Source organism: Aneurinibacillus aneurinilyticus ATCC 12856, assembly GCF_000466385.1.
GTDB lineage: Bacteria > Bacillota > Bacilli > Aneurinibacillales > Aneurinibacillaceae > Aneurinibacillus > Aneurinibacillus aneurinilyticus.
Window position 1 is genome coordinate 1 of record NZ_KE952871.1, and the last position, 22918, is coordinate 22918.

Genomic DNA, 22918 nt, shown 5'->3' on the forward strand with positions numbered 1-22918 from the left:
AGATTCGGTAGAATCTAAGTGGTGGGTAGTTGACGTCACTCTTCCGATCTAACTTTCTTGCTATATAGCCGTCGAGGCCATCTAATAGCAATCCAACCCACAGCAACAGCACGGCATACTCAATTTCTCCTTTTAGCGCAAAAAGAATGGAATATAAACCAAGAACTAAATTTCCCAACGGAATGATTATCATTTTTTTCTTCCCTCTACAAATTTTATCCTGACATATTCTACTTTACATGAACGAACCAATTGCATCCACGAGATTTGCCTTACATTTTCCTTACAGTTTTGTCATGTATAAAAACGACCCAAATTTCTGTTGTTTAGTACATAGTTGATACATCTGAATTAAAAAAATACCTTACAAGAAAAAACGACTATCCGCTTCTTGAAGGTAAGATTTGAGGTATCACCGTTATAGACAATACATTCGTATTAGCATCAGTTGAGAGTAATTTCCAATATACAACATACATTGAAACTGTTCCTGTATATAAGGTTTTCTTTCATTTGGAGTTATTCAAACATCAGATACTAGAATATCGCGATTTCATCGCTGTGCTTATGAATACCTTTATATATTTGAAAATCAAATCCGCCTATTACAAATCCGCAGCTTTCATAAAATTTACATGCTTTTACGTTATTGCTTTGCGTCTCTAGCATAATTCCGGGCATACTACCAGCTTTCGCCCAACACACTGCCTGTTCAATTAGTTTTCGGCCGACGCCATGCCTTCTATAATGTTTATCTACCCTGATGTCTTCTACATAAGCATATTTGTTCCAGTTTTTTCTCAATATTATATACCCCACAGCTTTGTTACCAATAAAAGCCAAATATATGATTTGCTCCGGGTTTTTGATATACCTGGAATATTCTACTTCATCTTTTTCCTCTTCATATTGTTCTTGCGAATAGCTTTTCTTATAGCTTGGTATCTCTTTCACCGTATATCCAATCTGTTGATCTGTTAAGGACAGGACAAGGGTTGAATCAACGGTAAAACTACTATCTATGTCAAACCAACTGTCCTTATACCCGGGCATTAGCTCCCTGATAACAATATCCATATTCATCCTCCTGCTAATTATTTGTCAAATACAGGCGTCAATATGCAGCATAACTCTTACGTTTTTTAATGTCTACTAAAAGGCGGCTTAATTTGGTATACAACCTTTACAGCGAAAATGAAATGCTTGTAAAACCAAGTTGTTTATCCGCATAATATTCTGCCAATAATCTGCTGCTACATTCGACCTTTTTCATCCACATTTCTTTATGAAACAAGTGAATTTGTTTCTTTTTGCGTTTCACCCTCTTTTGGAACACGAATGAAAGTAACCATAATTGCACTAGCTAAATAAAGCAAACTAAAAATCCATATAACACCTTCCGCTCCAACGATACCGATAAAGGCCAGAGCTAAAGCTGGTGCAACGAATGCAGACAAACCGGCACCAAGATTTAGAATGGACATGGCCGCTCCCTTATTATTACCCGCAATAGATGGAACCAATGCACCGATTGGAACATAACCAGCTAACAAGCCACCCCAAATAAATCCTACAATACTCGTTATAATGAGGTTTCCATTTGTGATAATTGGTGTGTAATACAGCAAAATTGTAAAAATGGCACAACCGACTCCGCCGAACCAAATGATTGTATTTTTCCAACCAAGCTTATCTCCAACAACACCAAAAATCAGGTTAAAAATAATGTTACCTAAGAAAATCGTTCCCCATAACTGTAGCCATACGGTCGTTTCAATCCCATGTTCCGCCATATGCATCGGTAAGAACACCGGAAATCCATATGTCCCTAGAGTATTAATAACTCTCACAACACCACCCACAGCTACACCTGGGTTTGACTTTAAAATGGTAATGCCTTTTACTATTTCATTTAATTTTTCTCTTTTGTTAGATGCTTGCTTCTTTTCGAATTTATCTCGGTTAATAACTAAAGCAAAAAACGCACCTAGGCACACCCAGAAAATAGAGGTCCACAATGTATTTATATACCCTAAATATTGAATTGCATAGCTTGAATACCAGGCGCCCAGCACCATCATTCCTGCACAATAAGCAACCCAAAACCATCCGACAGCTGTACTTAATCTGCTTTTAGGTGTTCGGTAAATAACCCATGTTAAAAAGGAATAAGCGAAAAGAGGATAGCCAAAGCCTTTTATAAAATACGTAAGCAACATAACCGGATAATTCATACTTTCAAATCCAAAGGAAATAAATCCTGCGGTACCGATAATATAAAATAATAATCCCATTAACATAGTCTGCTTTGCACCAAACGCTTCTAAACAAACACCCGAAAACCAGGAAGCAAGTGCTATTGTGATCCCATACACAGTAAAAATGGCCGCTGCATGCTGGACAGACAATCCGTTCTCAATTAGGAAAGGACTCAGCCAGCCAGCTTCAAGTCCATCTCCCATCATAAAAAGCATAACACCCAAAAAACCCCAGCTTAATTTTTTAGGTATTCCGATTCTATCTACCATGTTTTTCTCCTCATCTCTTTTCATTGTTGATTTTAGTTACTATAGGACAAATTTATCTTTGAAAAAAAGCGTTGTGCCTGTTTCCACTCTTCATACAACAAATCATCATGTCCATGGTCAGGCGCAATCACCTTGATATCGCCTGATGATGCATCGTTGAACCCTAATGCCTGATTACATATAACAGCAGCTCCAACAACGGATGCCTGACTAAACCCTTGACGAATGTGTACTTCTTTTTGAAGAAGATTGGCTACAAATTTAGCTAAGGTTTCACTTTGAAAACCGCCGCCGCAAGCCCACACATATGGTAAATCATAAGAAGTTACTTCACATAATTGATCAAAATACCACCTAATTGTGCAAGCAATTTCCCATAGAGCTGAAGCTACAAAATGAGCACGACTTAAATTTTGTTCCAATGGGGCATTAAAAATGAAGCCGCCCTTTTTAGAGGCATTTTTTTCATCTGTAAGATACATACCTAGTACCGATATACAATCAATCATCTCGAGCTTGCTCATTTCCTCTTCCATTTGTGCATAGCTCTCATTTGGATAGAAGATGTTCTTTAGTTTCTGATAATTAAGTCCAGTAATACCTGGATTCGTTTCCAACAGCCATCGGCTTTTATGTGTATGAGAATTTGTCCATGTCCTTCCTTCGATATCCATACTACATTCATCTATAATTCTACAAATAGGGGTAGACGTGCCGGATACGATGACGACATCACGATTTTCGGCAAACGTACTTTCAATCGCTAGCTGTGTATCACCTCCACCTACAATAATCAGAACATCTTCCTTTAATCCCAACTCATTTGCCATAAAGGGGGTAATTTTACCAAGAATGGAGCCAGACGCCTTTATTTCGGGTAATAAATCTGGGGAAATCCCAATTCGGGCACACATTGCTTCAGACCATTCTTTTTTCTGAACATCGTATAGCAATGTTTCCGTTGCCTGTGATGGCTCGTAGACAAGTACACCACTCAATTTATACGTAACCCAATCACTGATACTAGTAAATGTTACGAGCTTATCCCATAACAATGGTTGTCTTTTTTTGAGAACGACTAGCTTTAAAGCCGAAAACAAGGCAGAAGGTAATCGGCCCGTCGTTTCATAAATAAAATCAGGATCTTGTATCTCCTTTTCCCATTCACGGCCCCGGTTATCGATATTCGGTAAACCTATAAACGAGTGTCCATCTTGATCTTGCAGGACAATTCCCTGTCGTTGACTTGTCGATGTAATAGCCTTAATTGCAACATGGGGGACACTGACCAGTGCTTTTTTTGCTAATTGAATAAGTTGATCCCAGAGTAAATCAGGCAAAAAATAACGACTGTCAGGATAAAGGGTTTCTGTTTCATAACGAACATCTTCTCGCTCAACATGTACAACTTCACCTGTAGTTGCAACAATCGCTACTCTCGCATTTCCAGTACCAATATCAAATACTAAATAACCTTGTTTTATAGACACCTTTTTCACCTCTTTCTTATGACATTGCTTCCAGAGCTTTTCTATTGTATAAGGTCGGAACCTGAAGATTACGTTGTGTATACCATTTCGTTAACGCTTGATTCATAATACATACATGATGATCCTCAACCTCATAACTTGCACCGGCAAGGTGAGGAGTAGCTAGCACATTTGGTAGTTTGATAATTTCGTAGTCACTTTGCTCAGGCGGCTCATGGTAAAACACATCCAAAATAGCTCCCCTGATCTTATGTTCCTTTAAGGCATGAACAAGTGCTTCTCTTTCAACTACTACAGCTCTTGACGTATTTACTAAAATAGCATCTTCTTTCATGAGTCCTAAATAGTGCTCATTAATCATCCCAATTGTTTCTTCTGTTCGAGGCAGGTGAATGGAAACTACATCACTTGTCGAAAAAACAGTTTCTAAAGATACACGAGTATGATTAGGATTCTGACTCTCCACATATGGATCATAGTATTGTACTGTACATTGAAACCCTTCAAGAACGGCTGCAATTCGTTGTCCCACGGCTCCGAATCCAATCATTCCAATTGTTTTTCCTGCAATCTCGTTTCCTTTGAACTTTAAATAAGCTTGCAAGTAGTCCCCATCCCATTTCTCCTGCTTGAGCCATTCAATAGAAGGAATTGTATGTCTAAAAAATGTAATAAGGTTTCCGATAAATAATTCAGCAACCGCTTGAGCGTTACGTGCAGGGGTGAAAAATACAGGAATTCCTCTTTTTGTTGCAGCTTTAACATCAACGTTGGAAGGCATACCACGACATACACCTACAAATTTCAATTCCGGTACTTCAGCAAATACGTTTTCTGTCACTTTATCTAACTCAGCAATTAAACCTTCAGCCTTTGATTCTTTTAATAGAGAAATTAATTCTGCTTCATTGTATGCTTTGCCATTCTCCTTCCAGGAACGGTAAGTATACGCTCCAAATAATTCTTTTAATTGTAAAAGGCCCGCTTCGTTATATGGTGCTGTAACTAAAACATTCATTCTCTGCTGCTCCTTTCGTTTGTTTCAAATTTAAATCCTATTATTCAAATCTAATAACTTATAAAATAAAGCAAAAAAAATCTCTTCCCAAAAAGATGGAAAGAGATGACTACTTCATATTGTTATCACAACAAATAAAAAGTAAGCTCTTTCTATCTTTCAAGCTATGCTTGCTGGAATTGGCACAATAATGTTGCCGAGGTTTCATCGGGCCAGTCCCTCCACCTCTCTGGATAGAAAAATTGAAAATATTTAATTTGGCTCAACTGCTTAACGTTTTAAATAATGTAGTAATCTTATAGAATAATTGAATTAAAGTCAATCCTTTTTTTGATACCTTCTGAAAATTTAAAGTTATTTTGCCATAAATAATAAAAAAATAAAGCAACTATTTATCGGCTTTAAGAAATGAACGGATGTGTATGTTTTTCAGCGGGGGCTTTAATTGGCTCTTGCTTCTTCCTTTTTACCTTCTACCCCTCATTTTGCTTTATATTTATGTATTAATGGGATTTTTCATGCAATTTTTAAAAAAGATACATCCATTCCTGTTAGCAAAGTTCTGCCTTAAACGAATAACAAAAGCGGTCATAGCTCATCTTCTCTTCATAAAAGCGATGTGCATCGGCCCGTGTCAGCGCGGACTCCAGTGCTACTGTTACGCACCCGTTCTCCCGCCCCCACTCGTGTACGAACGTAAGCAGCTTCTTGCCATATCCTTTTGAACGAATATCTGCCCGTGTCACCAGCTCGTGTACAAAAACATGGCGGAAATAATACATATTTGTCCGAATCTGAATACCAGTAAAGGCGACAATCTCTCCTTTGTCATACATCACATAAATCCGATAGCCGTCCGGCTGCATCGCACGCCAAATCTCGCGGAAACGCATTTCATCCAGGTACGGACGCAAATCTTTCATCAGCGGAAAAATCTGTACCACTTCTTCTTCTGTACATAACTCTTCAATTGTAATCAATGTCATCTCTGCCCCTTTTCTGCAATTGACTCTATTTTTCTTCCCTTCTATTCTAGCAGAAAACATAGGCATCTAATTTATATACATATGATTTGATAAATCGGCACATTTTTGTGGTGGGAGGTAAGAAAGAAACACGCTGGTCTTTCTTTTTCTGCCGAAGCACAGGGCGTATCCATCTCTTTTTTCCGAATCACCCCCTTCCAACCATCCGAGCTTTCGTTAATACGTCAAGTGATTCCGCATTCAAAATAACTATTGACAATACAGAAAGGAATAATTTATAGTATTTTAATATGTGATATTGATAATCGTTATCACCTATTTTGTGGAATGGAGGTTACATCATGGCTCGCCTATATACAGATGACTTAAGTATTGGCTATGGTGAACGTTTAATTGTAAAAAATCTCAGTGTAGAAATTCCAGATAAAAAAATCACCATAATTATCGGTTCGAATGGGTGCGGGAAATCAACGCTGTTAAAAGCTATTACCCGTATTATTTCACATCAATCAGGAAGGGTCATTTTGGATGGTAAAAATATCACAAAAGAAAACACAAAAATACTCGCTAAAAAAATGGCCATTCTTCCACAAACACCCGAAAGTGCAAGCGGATTAACAGTTGGTGAACTTGTATCCTATGGTCGTTTCCCCTATCAAAAAGGCTTTGGACGCTTAACAAAAAAGGATTATGAAGTCATTGACTGGGCCCTTGAAGTCACAGGTACAAAAGACTTTAAGTTTCGTCCTGTAGATGCCCTATCAGGGGGACAACGTCAACGCGTTTGGATTGCCATGGCCCTCGCACAGGAAACGGAAATTATCTTTCTTGATGAACCGACAACCTACTTGGACATGGCGCATCAATTAGAAGTTTTGGAATTATTGCAAAAGCTGAATATAGAACAAGAGCGTACGATTGTTATGGTTCTTCATGATTTAAACCAGGCTGCCCGTTTTGCCGATTATATTATCGCTTTAAAAAACGGAGAGATAGTGAAGGTTGGGAATTGTGAAGATGTGATGAATCCTGACGTTCTCAAAAAAGTCTTTCATATCGATGCTGAAATCGGACGAGATCCTCGCACAAACAAACCAATATGTATCACATATAACCTAGTGAATGGAGAATAGAAAATGAAAAAACCATTTCTCTCCTTAATGCTATTGTTTGTACTTATTATTAGCGCCTGCAGTAGCCAATCGATAGAAAAAAAGGACAGCTTAACCCCAAAGGAAAACAAAACAGATACAATTACATACCAATCTGAAAGTGGACCCATCGAAGTTCCGGCTAATCCCAAGCGCGTTGTAGTTCTCTCAACATTTGCAGGTGATGTAATGTCATTAGGTGTAAATCTTGTTGGCGTAGATCCTTGGGCTAAAATGAATCCACGTTTTCATGAAAAATTAAAGGGGGTCGAAGAAGTAACAGATGAAAATATAGAAAAGATTATTGAGTTAAATCCAGATTTAATCATCGGGTTAACAACGATTAAAAACGTTGATAAATTAAAGGAAATTGCTCCGACCGTAACATATACATACGGAAAAGTAGATTACTTAACGCAGCACCTAGAAATTGGTAAGCTTTTAAATAAAGAAAAAGAAGCACAAACCTGGATTAATAGCTTTAAAGAACGTGCTCAAAAGGCAAGGAAAGATATTAAAGCAAAAATCGGCGAAAACGCAACCGTTTCTGTTATTGAAAAGTCCGATAAACAAATTTACGTATTTGGCGATAACTGGGGCCGCGGCACAGAAATTCTTTACCAGGAAATGAAATTAAAAATGCCGGAAAAAGTTAAGGAAACGGCGCTTAAAAATGGGTATTATCCGTTGTCTTTGGAAGTTCTTCCCGATTTTGCCGGGGACTATATAATTTTTAGTAAAAGCAATGATACTGACAACTCATTCCAGGAAACAGATAGGTATAGAAGTATTCCAGCTGTTAAAAACAATCGGGTTTTTGAAGTAAATTCAAAAGAGTTCTACTTTAATGATGCATTAACACTGGATTTTCAATTAGACTTCTTTATCAAAAGCTTTCTTCATAGCTAAAACGCTTTAAAGGAGGGATTCTTATCTCAATAATCCCTCCTACTCCATAAAAGAAAAGATGAGAGACGAATGACTAAAGAAAAGCAACGTTCCATCCCATTTGTATATAAGATGATTGTAGGAATCCTTTTATTTATGGTTATGTTTGTGGTTGCCATGGGATTTGGGGCAGCAGACACCACTTTCAAAGATGTGTGGCTAGCGCTTACTTCTCATGCTACCGATGACAAGATTTCTCTTATCCGTGAAATTCGCTTACCGCGTGAAGTTGCAGGTATTTTTGTTGGAGCGGCATTAGCCGTTTCCGGTGCAATTATGCAAGGATTAACAAGGAATCCCCTTGCTGATCCGAGTTTACTTGGATTAACTGCCGGTGCCAGTGCTACATTAGCAATAACGATAGCCCTGCTCCCTTCAGCAAACTATTTTTATATTATGATAGCTTGTTTTGTTGGAGCAGCTATCGGAGCCCTTATGGTTTTTGGTATTAGTGCAATGAAGAAGGGCAGTTTTTCTCCTCTTCGAATTGTATTAGCTGGTGCTGCCGTTTCGGCGTTTTTATACGCTATTGCAGAGGGAGTTGGCATTTACTTCAAAATTTCAAAAGATGTATCCATGTGGACTGCAGGAGGTTTGATTGGAACTTCATGGGGCCAACTTCAAGTAATCGTTCCATTTATTTTAATTGGTATCTTTACCTCTCTATTACTTTCCAGACAACTAACGATTCTTAGTTTAAGTGAAGAAGTGGCAGCTGGATTAGGCCAAAAGACAACACAAATAAAGACCGTTCTTTTCGTTGTCATCATTCTGCTTGCCGGTGCTTCTGTTGCACTTGTCGGTAATATGACCTTTATCGGTTTAATGGTCCCACATATCGTTCGGGCTATTGTTGGAACCGATTACCGCTTAATTATACCTATGTCCGCAATTGCAGGCGCTTCTTTTATGCTATTTGCCGATACGCTTGGTCGTACAATCAATTCTCCATATGAAACACCGGTAGCAGCCATTGTAGCGATAATGGGCTTACCTTTCTTCCTGTTCATCGTACATAAAGGAGGAAAAACATTATCATGATACAACCGGCTTTAATAAAAAAACAACGTATGATTGTATGTACTTTACTGGTACTTATCATGACTACTATCTTTATCAGTATGGGAATGGGATACTCCTCTTTATCTTATGACAGGCTGATCCCAACCTTTCTTGGTCAAGGGACTTTTAAAGAGGAATTTATTTTATTTTCAGTTCGTTTACCACGAATCATAATTACACTGTTAGCAGGTATGGCGCTTGCGTTATCTGGTTCTATTTTACAAGGGATCACACGGAATGATTTAGCTGACCCTGGCATTTTAGGTATCAATTCTGGAGCAGGTGTTGCAATTGCGTTATTCTTTTTGTTTTTTCCTATAAAAGTTGGCTCATTTGTTTATTTGCTTCCACTTGTAGCTTTTGGCGGTGCTTTAATAACTGCATACTTAATCTATATTCTTTCATATAACAGAAAAACAGGTCTTCAACCGGTAAAATTAGTGTTAATTGGTGTTGGATTTTCAATGGCTCTTTCTGGGATAATGATTGTACTTATTTCATCTGCTGAACGTTCAAAAGTTGATTTTATCGCCAAATGGTTAGCCGGAAATATCTGGGGTACGGATTGGCCTTTTATTTGGGCCATCGTTCCATGGTTAGTTATACTTATTCCGTTTACTTTATACAAAGCAAATCGCTTGAATCTTCTCGGATTAAGCGAATCTGTAGCAATCGGCGTTGGCGTATCAATTGAAACAGAACGTATCGTATTACTCTTAGCAGCTGTTGCCCTCGCAGCTTCCGCCGTTTCGGTCACAGGAGGAATTGCATTTATCGGATTAATGGCTCCACATATTGCAAAAGTTCTAGTAGGACCTAGAAATCAACTATTTATTCCAGTTGCAATTCTAATTGGTGGATGGCTATTATTATTCGCTGATACAATCGGACGTAATTTGGTTGATCCTGATGGTATTCCAGCAGGTATTATGGTCGCATTAATCGGCGCACCATATTTCATGTATTTATTGTTGAGAAAATAGGAATTTATCGGCTATTCAGCGGGTATGGAATCCTCATGGTTTTCCATACCTGCTGGTGCCTATCATCAATGGTACACAGTCTGCCAAATTAAACTCCATTCATTTGCTATATTAACCTAATTTTGCTGCCTATTTCCCTTTCAGTTGCCTTCTTGTATACCATATAAGCTGTCGTGATATCCTGAATTGACATACCTGTAGAATCAAAAATTGTAACCTCATCATCGTTTACCCTACCAGCTTTTCTACCGAGCAGTATTTCACCAATCTCCGCATGTATGTCTGACTTTTCAATTAATTCTAACTTGATCGGACTCTGAGTTTCACCACGCTTGATACATTCCTGCAAACTATCGACAACAATTTTTGCACGAGTGAAAATTGCTTCTTCAAGTTCCTGCTTTCCTTGCATATCCGCACCCATAGCGATTATATGTGTACCAGGCTTAATCCATTTATTCATGACAATTGGTTTTTTACTAGGTGTTGTAGTTACAACAATATGTGAATCAACTACTGCTTTTTCCGCACTGCTGCACGGTAAAACTTCTATTCCTAAAAGCTCCTCCATTATTTTTTTATAAAAAATTGCTTGTTCTTTTAATCGACTCCAGACCTTGACTGTTTGAATAGGCAAAATCTCTTTTAATGCTACCACCTGCATTTGGGCCTGCCTGCCTGCGCCAATAACCCCCACTACACTGGAATCTTGTCGTGCTAAAACTTCTGCCGAGACTCCGCCAGCGGCCCCTGTCCTATATTCAGTAATAAGCGTTCCATCCATAATGCAAACGGGAAATCCACTTTTTGCATCATACAAAGAAATAACTGCAAGTCCTGTAGGAAGATTGTATTGTTTAGGATTATTCCAGAAGCCACCAGCAGTCTTTACACTAATGATTTCTTTATTTGGCGAGTACCCGGCTTTAATATCTACCTCTCCGTTATATTCAGGAACATCAATAGACATAATGGGCGGCTGAACTACCTTTCCTTGATTGAACATCATATAAGCTTCTCTGACAGATGTGAGCGTATCCTGTATCGTCAGTATTTTTTCTACGTCAATTCTGCTTAATACCCTTGTGTGCATTGTGTTGCCATCCTTTATACAATCCGATTTTCTACAAGGTATTCCTCAAATATCGCTAGAGACTCCCTAAAATTCTTCCTGCCATATCCCATTCGAAGATAATTTTCATCATAGTCGTAAATGCTTGCAGGCAAAAGAAGAACGCCTTTCTCTGAGACTAGCTTTTCACAAAAATTTGCTACAGGTTGAGCGATATTTATTTTATGAAAAGCAATGGGACCTGATTTTGGTTTATTATTGATAAATACATGCTCATATTTCATAAAAAAATCATCCGCTATTGCTAAATTATCTTTTATAATTTCAAGATTACGTTTAAGTATCCTCTCGCCGTGTCTTAATGCAATCACTGTTAAAAACTCGCTGGGAGCACTGCTGCAAATAGACGTATAGTGCTTAAACCGGACCATCTTGTCATAAATCTCCTTATTTTGAGTGCTAACCCAACCAATTCGCAACCCCGAAAGTCCATATGCTTTGGACATTACCCCTAAGGATACTGCATTTTCGTACATATCAGAGAACCAGGGTAATTTATTCCCATCATATTCCAGACCTTTATACACCTCATCACAGAATACATGAATATTATCTTTTCTAGCTATTTCAGTAATTGCTTGCATTTCATCCAGGCTGAGCACATAACCGGTGGGATTATTTGGAGTATTTATTGCAATAAGTTTAGTATTTGGTTTTATTAAATTTTTTAGTTCATCAATATCTACTACCCATCCGTTCTTTCCTTGTTTTAGTTCCCACCTGGAAACTTCACAACCTATAGAGTGTGCAACTTCATAGAGGGATTGATAGACAGGAAACTGGCAAACGATATGATCTCCAGGATTAAGAACAACATTCATGTAATTAAATATTGCTTCCTGAGCACCTACATGTATTAAAATGTCATCTGCATTTATCTTGGAGTAAAGCTTTGCAACTTCAACACGCAGTTCTGGATTTCCCGGGACTTCTGTATATCCTAACCAAACGTTCTTTAATTTTTCCTCTGCTCCACTCTCGAAACTCATCAAGTCCTGAATTGTCATTGATTCACAATCAGATTGGGTTAGCAAATATGGTGCAGTAAACTCATACTGGTTGAAATAAACCTCTAGCTTAAAGTCTTTCAGCCTCATAAAATTCACCATCCTTATGTAAATGATTCACCTTTACTATAATGCCATAAATTATAACCGTCTCCAGCCAATTAAAAGGGCATGCTCCCAGCCATTTCGAAAGCTTCTACGACCTGCTTCTTCTTTATTGGATCAATTTTTCAAATTTATTATGTATATTATAGAAATATACAGTACAGGAAAGACATGGAGGGGACGATAACAAAAGAAAAGAGAATTCTACAGTCATAACTGTGGGAACATTGGTATTGGAGGGGAATGGAATGAAATCTTTAAAGGTTAAACTAAATGTGGTTATGTGTTTGTTAGTTACTGCATTTCTTTTTGCTGTAACAATCATTAGCCATAATGAATCTCGAAAAGAAATTATGAAAGGGTATGACGAACAAGCCTATACGAAGCTCAAACTGCTTATAACAAGCATTGATGCTTGGCTTACTGAAAACCAGCATGTTATTACTATCGTAGCTGAAGATAGCAAGGTTACACATGCTGAAAGTATTGACTCTCGGAACAGTTATCTTCTTCAAATTTTAAAACAAAACCCACTGTACGAAAGTCTCGCATTTTTTGATAATAAGGGGGAGATTTTCCTTCCCCCAAAAATTAACGAAGCATATAAGCAACTTAACATCTCTGAACGTAGTCACTTTCAGCGCACCATGCAGGGGGAATTTGTAATTACGGACCCTATGGTGTCTAAGGGTACTGGAAATCTTGCCATTATTCTTACAGCACCTGTGAAAAGGGATGGTGTAGTTATTGGGGGTATAGCAGCATCCATTCCCCTTAATGCTCTTATGGATTTGGTGATGGAGGAAAAACTCGGGGAAACCGGCTATCCTTTTGTGTTCATTAAAAGCGGTCTTCAGATCGCACATAAAAACAACGAACAAGTTATGAAACGCAACATGTATAAAACAGACATCCCTGAACTCGCAACGATGGCAAACCGGGCCATGAAAGGTGAAACTGGAAAGATTGAGTATGTAAAAGATGGTGAAGGAAAATATGGGTACTTCTCTAAAGCAAAAAAAGTAGATTGGGGTATTGCAATCACGCTTCCAGTAGGTGAGGCTGAACAAGGCGTTTATAAACTATTCTACCGAAATCTTCTTATAAGCAGTGTAGGCCTTTTGATTTTCATCATTGTCATGAGCTGGATGGCAAGCAAAATCGTACGACCGATTCGCTCGCTTAATGAAAGCGTGCGACATATCGCAAATGGCGATTTATCCTATCCAATTGCATCAAGTACATCAAAGGACGAAGTTGGGCAGCTAACGCAGGGTTTTTCACAAATGGCAGAGCATATGTCTACTGTCCTTTCTGAAGTAAAACAATCCACCTATACGCTAGGCGATTCGGCGCATGCACTGCATCTTGCTAACGAAGAGATGAAAGCCTCCTCTGAGCAGGTTGCGATAACTATGAATGAATTTACGAATGGCACAAATGAAATTGCATCTTCTATTCAAAATACTGCGGGCGATGTCGAAGATATGAATCTTAGTATTCAAGCGATGAGCAATGTATTTTCCGACATCCAAAATGGTTCCAAGCAAGCACAGCTTGCTTCGGCTGAAGGACTTGAAAATGCATCAGCTACATTTACCCGTATTCAACGAGTGGCAAAAACGATTGAAGATAATGTGGAGTCGATTCGCCAACTGAACGAGAAAACAAAAGACATTGAGGGCATTGTGACCGTAATTACCAGTATTGCAAATCAAACTAATTTACTTGCCTTAAATGCAACCATTGAAGCAGCCCGGGCTGGAGAACAGGGAAAAGGTTTTGCCGTAGTAGCTGATGAGGTACGCAAGCTTGCAGAGCAAACCGCTGCAGCGGTAAACGGCATAAGTGACATTGTGTCAGAAAACCAGCGTCAGATCAGGCATGTTGTAGCGGTATCTGAAGAGGGCATGTCAGAGGTTATAGAGGGTTCACAATCTGTACAACGAATGAATGATACATTCCACGCGATTACAGATAAGGTTGGCAAGATTGATGAAAGTATACAGCAGTTTAGTAAACTTCTAGCCTCTCTTGCCGAGAAAAGTATACTAATCTCTCAAAACGTAGAAAACGTCTCTTCCATAACCGAACAATTCTCGGCGGGTGCTGAGGAAATTAATGCTTCTTCAGAAGAGCAATTGTCGACGGTAAAAAATCTGATGAAAAATACAGAACAGCTGGAAACGATGTCAGAGGACCTCACTGCCATGGTGAATCGCTTCAAAACAAGCTAGTTTTTATACAGGGAGAGGACAGGAGCAGTCTCTCCCTTTTTACTACGCAAAATTAGCATTCCACTATTTTGTCAATCATCTTGTCTGTACAAACCTTTGCAATAGAAAGTAAAAGGTGCACGCGTCGGCGTGTTCCCTCGTCTTTTCACGAGGAAGAGACACGGCCGCTTTGTGGCGCCAGGGCCGGACCGGCAAAACATCTGGGCCTCTCGGTGCGGGAGACGAACCGACGCCCGTTTGGGGCACGGTGTGATGACGCTACACTCTGGATTATACTGGATAATCAACACTCTTGATATTTTATGTTAATACAGGAGCCAATCATCTAATCGTGGGGAACTTTTTTAATTTTAACCCCTTCAAATTTAATTTCCCGAGGTAGGCCTGAAAGAATGCTCATTTCTTAATAAGTGGCACCGATATCAACCTGGCAAGACTAGTTACATTTGGTTCTTTAATACAACTAAAGTGATTTCCCTCAATTTCTGTCACTTCAAATTCGCCGAGGCAAACTTCTCGCCAAAAATCAAGTGTCATTTCATCGGTACGCGGGAAAAAACTAAATGGTTCACGTGCTAGGAAAAAACGGATATTTCCCATATACGGTAGAGGTGTAAATCGGGCAGCCTTAAAGCTTTGGCGAAAGACCTTAAATAAACCTTCTGCCATCTCGACCGGCATCTGCTCCCCTGTGGCTTTTGCAAGTGCATTGACATAAGCTGTGAAACGATCTCTCATATTGAAGGTTGCCAGTCTTCGAAATAGATCGCCCACTTTATTAAGACCATCATCCCCTTCAATTTCGCATAAAGCTCCTTTTGGAATACGATTACCGTTATTTTCGATGATCTGCATAATCCCCCGTGCTAAATCATCTTGATCTACTCCGCCAAAACCTGCCTGCTCGAGGGTGATATTCAGATTGGAAATAAACAATGTTTCAATGAGTATATCATCGTCAACATCAAAAAGTATCGGGGGAATGTCAATCAAAACCACATCTGTAAGGAGTACTCCCCTTTCAACCAGGCGCCTGGCAACTTCAATAGCAATTAATCCGCCTAAGGAATAGCCGATGAGTTGCATTTGTTTATGACTATTCTCCAATAGGCGCTCGACATAATCATCAGCAACAGTTTCAATAAGTTCGGATGGTTCAATCGTGCAATATTGTTCAATATCCGCTATTGTAATTCCAATTATGCATCCAACATTTTGAGACTTGAGATGTTCTAGGAGTGGACGAAAACTATCCATTGTACCTAAAACAGCGTGAAAAACAACGCTAAGAGGTCCTGTCCCATTTCCTCCATAAGAAGTGAGCACAGCATTGCTTGACTTACTTTGCAGATCCGGCAAAGAGACATCAGGCACATGTTCTGCCTCTTGACTGTAAGAGCGTATAAATTCTGCCAGTGCAGCCACAGTTGGATAATTGAGCATTTGCCTGAGCAATACATCAAAAGGAATTCCTTCTTGTGAAGAATCCCCAGCCAATTTGTCACGCAACTTACCAGCCACTTGTGCCATAATGAGTGAATCAGCACCATGTTCATAAAAACTTTGTAATCTTCCAATACTAGGGATACTCAATGATTCAGCCCATAACTGAGCAAGTTGCGCTTCCAGCGTGTCTAACCTTTCCTCATCCGTTTCTATGGTGGAATTCTTTATTACCGATTTAGGGCGCCATTTTGCCAACTCTCGCCGATCGATCTTACCATTGCCGGTCAATGGCAGTGCATCAGCAATTTGCAAATGGGAAGGAAGCATATAAGCAGGCAGACGTAATGAGAGAAAGTTTTCCAGCTCCGAGGCTCTTACTGCTAACCTATCCTGTTTAAAACGCTTGGCAAACAGATGAAAGCCTAAAGAAGAGAGTTTATGCTGCTCTTCAGGTAAAGATAAAACAGGTTCATCCCCAAATTCTTTTAATAGCTGTATCCATCCACTCCGGTCTAGGTAAGAAGCTTCTAACCGTAAATGGTCGCCGGGTTCCGTCATCATAAACGCCTGTGAAGCCAATATCCACATGTGCTCCTCTGTTGGTTCAGTAAATACGAGCCAACCCCCGGGACAAATAAGTTCTTCCAGCCTGTTCATGCTTGCAGGGATATCACGTGCGTTTTCCAATACCCCGGCAGCCAGCACAACATCAAAGCTATTCGGCGCCAGTCCCTGAGTTCGATAATCCTTATCTACATCAAAAATGCCGAAGCGTATCCCTGGGAATTGTCCAAAACGGGATTTGGCCCCCGGAATAAAAAAGGTTGTAACATCTGTAAATAAATACTCTACTTCGAAGCCTTCCAGGGATTTTAGCACTTTTTCCGTAGTTGCTCCCGTACCAGCTCCAACCTCTAAAATTCGCAAAGGCTTGTCTGATTGGTTCTCGGCAATGCGTTGCAGAAGTGTACAAATACAATGATTCAGGTAATTGGCCATAATATGATCAAAGTATAAGGAGCGAACATGGTCAAGCTTGCCCTCTGGAAAAAGAAGTGAAACCGGATCCTGCTGTCCACTCAGCAGTTCTGGCAGCTTTTCAGCATTGCTTCTTACATACGCTGTGAATCCCGTTGAACCAAGCTTTTTCGTCCACGATGTTTCGGCCTGCTTCCAATACTCGTTTAATCTTTTCCCGTCCGGTTTTTGAGAGCAGCTAAAATGTTTAACGGGATGCTCCAGTAGCAAACCGGCTTCGGTTAGCTTTGCTACCCATCGCTGAACTAACCAATGAAATTTAGGAACGATCCCGTCGCATTGCAAGATATCTTCCATTGAATATTTTTTTCCATCGGAAAACAATCCCCGTTTTTGTAGCGCATACAGCATAGAGTTGAGAACCGCTTGATCAAGGTTTGCTATCGCCGACTTCACTTCCGCTCTGCTTATTCCATCTGCCATGGCACTCGCCTGTTCACCGATACCATTTACCAATGTGTTAAACTCTAATTTTTCTGTGTCTATATCCCGCTCTTTCTTGCGGGCTGTTTCTACGACACCTAACAAAACCTTATCATCACTTGAATCGTCTACCACAACCCCGGCTGCGGCAACAGCAGGGTGTTTGAGCAGTGCTGATTCGATTTCCCCAAGTTCGATCCGATGCCCCTTAATTTTAATTTGATTATCCCGGCGACCAAGAAACTCAATTTCGCCGCCGGGAGTGTAGCGGCCCAGATCACCGGTGCGATAAAGCCGCTGTCCATCCGCAGGGTGCAACAAAAACCGCTCCTGAGTAGTTGCTTGATCACCTAAATAGCCCTCGGATAGACCATGTCCGGTAATATACAACTCTCCGGTAACCCACACGGGGCAATCACGCATCTGTGAATCCAGCACTCGAAATCCCTGGTTTGCGAGCGGCCGACCATAAGGAATACTGCGCCAGTCCGCCTTCAGCTCTTTGTAATTGTGATAAATAGACCAGATGGATGCTTCTGTAGCGCCGCCGAGACCAATGACCTGCACAGCAGGCAAGCGCTTGATAATCGCATCTGGCAAAGTCAGCGGAATCCAGTCTCCGGAAAGCAGGGCCAGGCGCAGGTTTGGCAGGGCTATTTTGAGCTCGGAGTTTAAATAAGCGACCAGCATTTGCATCAATGCCGGTACAGAATTCCACACGGTAACCTCATGTTCAACCATTAACTCGGCCCAGTGAGATGGGTCGGTTTGTCGATCAGCGCTTGGATAAACTAGAGCACCACCTACCGATAGAGGACCGAAGATATCATAGACGGACAGATCAAAACTCAGTTGTGCAAGACCCAGTACTCTATCACCTTGATTTATATTGAAGCGGCGATTAATATCTGCAATGGTGTTAGCGGCTGCACGGTGGCTGATGACGACTCCCTTAGGTTGCCCGGTGGAACCCGAGGTGTAAATGATATAAGCAGGCAGATTCGGATTCCCCTCACATATGAGCGTATTTTCCTGATGTGGCTGTAATTTATCTACTTCAATGGTCTTTATTTTGTCTGGCCATTGTATTTGGGTTGTTGAGCATGTTAAGACAAAACGAACATTCGCCTGCTCTAGCATAGCCAAGCGCCGCAACTCCGGCTGCCTCGTATCAATAGGGACGTAGACGGCTCCAACTGACAAAGCCCCCAATACTGCTGCAACTTGATGTGCACATTTATCCATAACTACGGCAACTTGATCTTGGGCTGCACAATGTAATTCTTTTAACTTTTCGGCCACTGCTGCTGCCCGTTGAACTAACTCGCCGTAAGTAACTTGACCTTCGCTATCAAACACAGCAGGGAGATCCGGTGTCGCTGTTGCTTGTGCCAGTACCTGCTGGTGCAATGATTGATCCGGCAAGGGTGCTGTTGTAGCGTTGATGTGATGCCGCTCTGTTAACTGCCAGGCAGGTAAAGTTATAACCTCACCTGTGTCCCAGCTTTGATCGGTTTTAGCTAATGAACGCAATAATTCCTCAAAGGTATCGAACATATCGTCAACCATCCGGTCAGGGAAGACACCTTCGCGCACATCCCAGTTGACCTGTAGCCCTGCTGAGCTATCCATGGCCTGACAATCGATGAAAACCTGCGGTGTCTGGCTGATTCCGTGCCTATCAATTTTGCCTATCAGCTGATTGCCTTGAGCCGGCTCAACAAGACCAATCGCACTCGTAAACACCACGGGCATCAGAGCAGCTTCCCGCCCACGCCTGCGAGCGACTTCTCGCAAGACCTCTACCCCGGAAAACAGGCGATGATCCAAATCTTCAAACAACTGCTTTTGTAAAGCCTTCGCATGTTCATGAAATGAATTCTCCATGCGCCAATCTACGGCAAGCAAATTAACCGATGTGAAATCACCGACAATATCATGGACCTGAGCATGCAACGGTAGCCGGTTCAGCAACGTTAGATTTAGACAAAATGTTTTGCTTCGACTCCACCTTTCGATAACAGCGGCATAAGCAGTCATCACTGCAGCTGTTGGTGTCAATCCCCGCTTTTGAGCACGCTGCTTAAGCTTGTCCCAGGCAGAATTGTCTAGCCGAAGGAAACGGCGCCGGAAGCGTACCGTTTCAGAATTATCCTGTTGCCTGGCTAAAGGCAGGTCCGGTGCTGGAGGTAACGTATCCACCCGGCGAAGCCAATAATCTTTATCCGTAAAATAAGCAGTAGTCTTCTTTAAGCTTCGTTCAGCGAGCAGGTAGTCCCGGAAACATAGATTAAGATCAGGCAATTGCCGCCCTGATTCTTTGTAAAGCGCCTCAAATTCAGACAAAAGCAACCAAATACTCGCCCAATCGGCAATGAGAAATTCCATGGAAAAATGCAGAACAGCACGGTTATGTGCTTTGGTCACGCTAATATCAAATAAAGGCCAGCGAGCCGTATCATAAATACGATGCCCCATTTCTTCCCGAATTTCATCAAGCCTAGCTTCTGCTTTCTGTTCTTCCCAGCTACTTGTGTCGGTGTAAGTCACTTTCATGTACGGTACGCTCTGCATAACTTGCTGGTGTCCATTCTGATCAATCGTTGCCCGAAGCATATCGTGGCGCAATATGAGTTGATTCCAGGCTGCCTCTGTCCGGTTAGGATCAAGCTCAGGATAGGTTAGTTCTATGTAAATGTGGCAAGCTACACCTCCATAGCCAAATAACTCATGGCGTCCCAACAAATAAGCGGACTGTACATCTGTGAGCGGAAAAGGTTCAAAGCGAGATTGAGGATCAGGTATGACGGTCACTGGCTGGGATTCAGCCCGCAACACATCCAGAAAATCCATTTTATAATCTTTTAATGCCTGTAAATCGCTATCTGTAAGCATTCCTTCAGGTGCTCTATAACGAAGATTCCCATTTTCTTCCCATAGAAGCATTCCTTCTCTGCGGAGTCGCATCAGCAACTCGGCACAATTGGCCGCAAGGTTTTGGGACATATGTTCACACTCCTATTTTTCTTGTTTTTGGCCATATGAGTTACGGATTAAGTTGTTCCCTTCTTCACTACAAATAGTTTTTGTCCAAGAGGAGCAAGTGGGTGATCTTCATCCGGCAGTGCCATAACTTCTTGGGCGCCTGCCCGATAGAATACATCCAGCCACTGTTTGGTATACATAAAAGTGGTTTGTGTGTTTCTCCTATCATCCTCGGGATGAGTCATCATAAAAGCTTGTGAAATGAGCATTTCAGGAAATTCCCTAGTGGGCTCCGTGATTAACATCCATCCCTCTGGAACGAGGATCTGCATGAGGCCTTGTATAACCTTATCCGTGTCGCGCGCATTGTTAAGCATACCTGCTGCAATCACGATATGTACACTTCCGGGTTTCAGGCCCTGCTCAAAAAGGTTTTTATCAATATCGACAATTTTAAAACGCATCCAGGGACAATCTTTGAAGCGTTCACGAGCTGCTGCAAGAAAAAAATTAGAGATATCTGTAAACAAATAGTCTGGTTTCACTCCCCCGAAAACAGAAGCTCTTAGCCGCTGAACGACCACATCAGTAGTTGCTCCGGTACCTGCACCCACCTCCAGGATACGCAGGGAATCTTGTGATGCGGCATTTGACAAAGGATTGCACGAAGCCTGTTTTCCGGCGGCAATACGAATCACCGCTTCTGCTACTGACTTGTTCAAATACCGTGCAATTCTCGTATCACAATATAGAGCATTGGCGACGTTCATGCGACCCTCGGGGAATAATAGCATGACAGCCTGCTGGTTGCCACTCATAAGCTGTGGGAGCTGTTCCGCGTTGGTCATGAGGTAGTCAATGACGACCGAAGAACCCAGTTTACCATTCCATACTCCCTTTACCGCATTCCAACGCTCGTATACACGTTCCGGCGTCATCCGATGCACACATTGGTAATTCTCACCGCGTTGCACAAGATATCCGCGTTCCTTCAAAATCTGTAGCCAGCGCAAAAGCACGTGCTGATGGCAAGGTGCCACCTTTACGGCAGAGAAAATGTCAGCCTCACTATATTCATATTCCGCCGTTATCAGTGTTCCTTGTGATTGTAGGGCAAATAGCATGGAGGACAAAGCGGCTTCATCCAGTCGAGCAACACACTCTTTCACCTGTCTGGCATCAACGCCTAAAACTTCATCCTCGGCATACGCTGTGCAAGTAAACACATCGCTTTCCGCCTTTGGATGTGGCATCGGCCCAGAATGCTCCTTGGAATCTTCAACTATTTTTAAAGCGGCGTCTTTTAAAATGTCTACCGATAATGGTTGATGACTGCAATTAGATTGCAAAACCGGATAGCCCAATGCCTGGGTCCAATCTTGCCACTGGCGAGAGCACAAAAGCTCCTGCTGTGCTCTTGTATCCATAGCAGAATTTGCAGCATTTTCCATAATTATCTCTCTCATCGCTGATAGATCCCGGCCAATGGCGTGTGGCCACTGCTTCAATAGAATTTCCTTATAGCTAGTAGGGGCCGCTGTTCCTAGTATTTGTGTACTATTCTCAAGTAAATGTACTGGCGGTGCAGTTGAAAGCGCGCCATGAATATTGTGGCAGTCCGGAACGTGTAAACGGGGTTGCCATACAACTGGACCATGCGTATCAACCAGTGACAAACTACCGCCTGCGACACCAATCGTTACCCGGTGCAATAAATGAAGGTGGTTGTCCGGATCTTGTGGATCAACTTCATTGTGGGCCCTCAATGTGATCGGAATTTTCCCAAGCAAGCCGGCTAACACTTGAAATGGTCCCTCACCCTTTATCACATGGCTAATCTTCCACGGACGAATGGTCGGCAAGGCTTCCTGTAAAAGATGCATCAATGGGTAAGAAACCTGAGTCGCGCAAGCCGCATCAATGTAAAGGGCAGGTTGCTGTTCCAGCATCGCGCGGGTGCAGGCAATAAAACGGCGCACAGCAGGCAAATGCACATATAGATCACCTGTTCGAAAATGTACCCCGTGCTGTCGTGCCATCTTCAGGCAAGCAGCCAAATCCTTGTGATGGATCGGTTGCTCCTGAATAACGTGAATGTTGCGGGCAAGCAGTTTGAGCGACAGCTCGCTGCCGTTGCCGCCCATAACCCCGGACCGTAATACGACGCAGGCAAAATCAATGTTAGCAGGAAGCTGATCAACCTCTGTATATAACGGAATTCCGTAGCGTTCTGCGCATTTTCGGGAGCGCTCGCTGCCCTTAGCTACCAAGCCTGCCAATTCAAATTGTTCTGGCAGTGCTTTTACAGCTTCAAGATAGAACTGTCCAAATCGTGAACCACATACCACGGTCCGTAACCTAGTATTCTCTACCATATTT

The 22918-nt window shown here is 41.5% G+C and carries 15 protein-coding genes and 1 riboswitch; of the genes, 5 read left to right on the forward strand and 10 right to left on the reverse strand.

What is annotated here, in order from left to right:
• The 6 genes from HMPREF0083_RS20250 to HMPREF0083_RS20275 all read right to left on the reverse strand — a co-directional run.
• The coding region (locus tag HMPREF0083_RS20250) for a CDP-alcohol phosphatidyltransferase family protein (RefSeq protein ID WP_021623602.1) at positions 1-193 on the reverse strand (193 nt) is incomplete at its 3' end.
• Between the two features lie 344 nt (positions 194-537).
• A complete protein-coding gene (locus tag HMPREF0083_RS20255) occupies positions 538-1077 on the reverse strand; it encodes a GNAT family N-acetyltransferase (RefSeq protein ID WP_040304115.1) in 540 nt (179 codons plus the stop codon).
• Positions 1078-1283: 206 nt separating this feature from the next.
• Complete coding sequence (locus HMPREF0083_RS20260; protein ID WP_040304117.1) at positions 1284-2528, reverse strand: RbtT/DalT/CsbX family MFS transporter; 1245 nt, start codon at positions 2526-2528, stop codon at positions 1284-1286.
• A gap of 32 nt (positions 2529-2560) precedes the next feature.
• The gene (locus HMPREF0083_RS20265; RefSeq protein WP_040304118.1) at positions 2561-4018 is read right to left on the reverse strand and encodes an FGGY-family carbohydrate kinase; all 1458 of its coding nucleotides are present in this window, start codon (positions 4016-4018) and stop codon (positions 2561-2563) included.
• Positions 4019-4034: 16 nt separating this feature from the next.
• Positions 4035-5036 carry a 2-hydroxyacid dehydrogenase gene (locus HMPREF0083_RS20270; RefSeq protein WP_021623606.1) on the reverse strand — a complete coding sequence of 334 codons (1002 nt, stop codon included), beginning with the start codon at positions 5034-5036 and terminating at the stop codon, positions 4035-4037.
• 149 nt (positions 5037-5185) lie between these two features.
• Positions 5186-5276: riboswitch (SAM riboswitch) on the reverse strand.
• 311 nt (positions 5277-5587) lie between these two features.
• A complete protein-coding gene (locus HMPREF0083_RS20275; protein WP_040304120.1) occupies positions 5588-6022 on the reverse strand; it encodes a GNAT family N-acetyltransferase in 435 nt (144 codons plus the stop codon).
• Positions 6023-6363: 341 nt separating this feature from the next.
• Here HMPREF0083_RS20275 and HMPREF0083_RS20280 point away from each other — a divergent pair, with 341 nt between their 5' ends.
• The 4 genes from HMPREF0083_RS20280 (at position 6364) to HMPREF0083_RS20295 (ending at position 10166) form a co-directional block, all read left to right on the forward strand.
• The gene (locus HMPREF0083_RS20280) at positions 6364-7155 is read left to right on the forward strand and encodes an ABC transporter ATP-binding protein (RefSeq protein WP_021623610.1); all 792 of its coding nucleotides are present in this window, start codon (positions 6364-6366) and stop codon (positions 7153-7155) included.
• Positions 7156-7158: 3 nt separating this feature from the next.
• Positions 7159-8082, forward strand: coding sequence for an iron-hydroxamate ABC transporter substrate-binding protein (locus HMPREF0083_RS20285; RefSeq protein WP_021623611.1), 924 nt, complete (start codon positions 7159-7161; stop codon positions 8080-8082).
• A gap of 69 nt (positions 8083-8151) precedes the next feature.
• Positions 8152-9162, forward strand: a complete 1011-nt coding sequence (locus tag HMPREF0083_RS20290; protein WP_021623612.1) for a FecCD family ABC transporter permease — start codon at positions 8152-8154, stop codon at positions 9160-9162.
• The gene (locus tag HMPREF0083_RS20295) at positions 9159-10166 is read left to right on the forward strand and encodes a FecCD family ABC transporter permease (protein ID WP_021623613.1); all 1008 of its coding nucleotides are present in this window, start codon (positions 9159-9161) and stop codon (positions 10164-10166) included. Before HMPREF0083_RS20290 ends, HMPREF0083_RS20295 begins: the two co-directional genes overlap by 4 nt.
• A gap of 106 nt (positions 10167-10272) precedes the next feature.
• On the opposite strand, the gene HMPREF0083_RS20300 is transcribed toward HMPREF0083_RS20295, so the two are convergent.
• Positions 10273-11259: an ornithine cyclodeaminase family protein gene (locus HMPREF0083_RS20300; RefSeq protein WP_021623614.1), complete on the reverse strand. Its 987-nt coding sequence runs from the start codon at positions 11257-11259 to the stop codon at positions 10273-10275.
• Positions 11260-11273: 14 nt separating this feature from the next.
• The gene (locus HMPREF0083_RS20305; protein WP_040304123.1) at positions 11274-12395 is read right to left on the reverse strand and encodes an aminotransferase class I/II-fold pyridoxal phosphate-dependent enzyme; all 1122 of its coding nucleotides are present in this window, start codon (positions 12393-12395) and stop codon (positions 11274-11276) included.
• Positions 12396-12658: 263 nt separating this feature from the next.
• Between HMPREF0083_RS20305 and HMPREF0083_RS20310 the strand changes: the two genes are divergently transcribed.
• Positions 12659-14647: a methyl-accepting chemotaxis protein gene (locus HMPREF0083_RS20310; RefSeq protein ID WP_040304125.1), complete on the forward strand. Its 1989-nt coding sequence runs from the start codon at positions 12659-12661 to the stop codon at positions 14645-14647.
• A 396-nt stretch (positions 14648-15043) separates the two neighbouring features.
• Here the strand turns inward: HMPREF0083_RS20310 and HMPREF0083_RS20315 are convergent, their stop codons facing one another.
• Positions 15044-20560, reverse strand: coding sequence for a non-ribosomal peptide synthetase (locus tag HMPREF0083_RS20315; RefSeq protein WP_021623618.1), 5517 nt, complete (start codon positions 20558-20560; stop codon positions 15044-15046).
• 47 nt (positions 20561-20607) lie between these two features.
• Positions 20608-22914, reverse strand: coding sequence for a bifunctional Gfo/Idh/MocA family oxidoreductase/class I SAM-dependent methyltransferase (locus tag HMPREF0083_RS20320; protein ID WP_021623619.1), 2307 nt, complete (start codon positions 22912-22914; stop codon positions 20608-20610).
• Positions 22915-22918 lie beyond the last annotated feature (4 nt).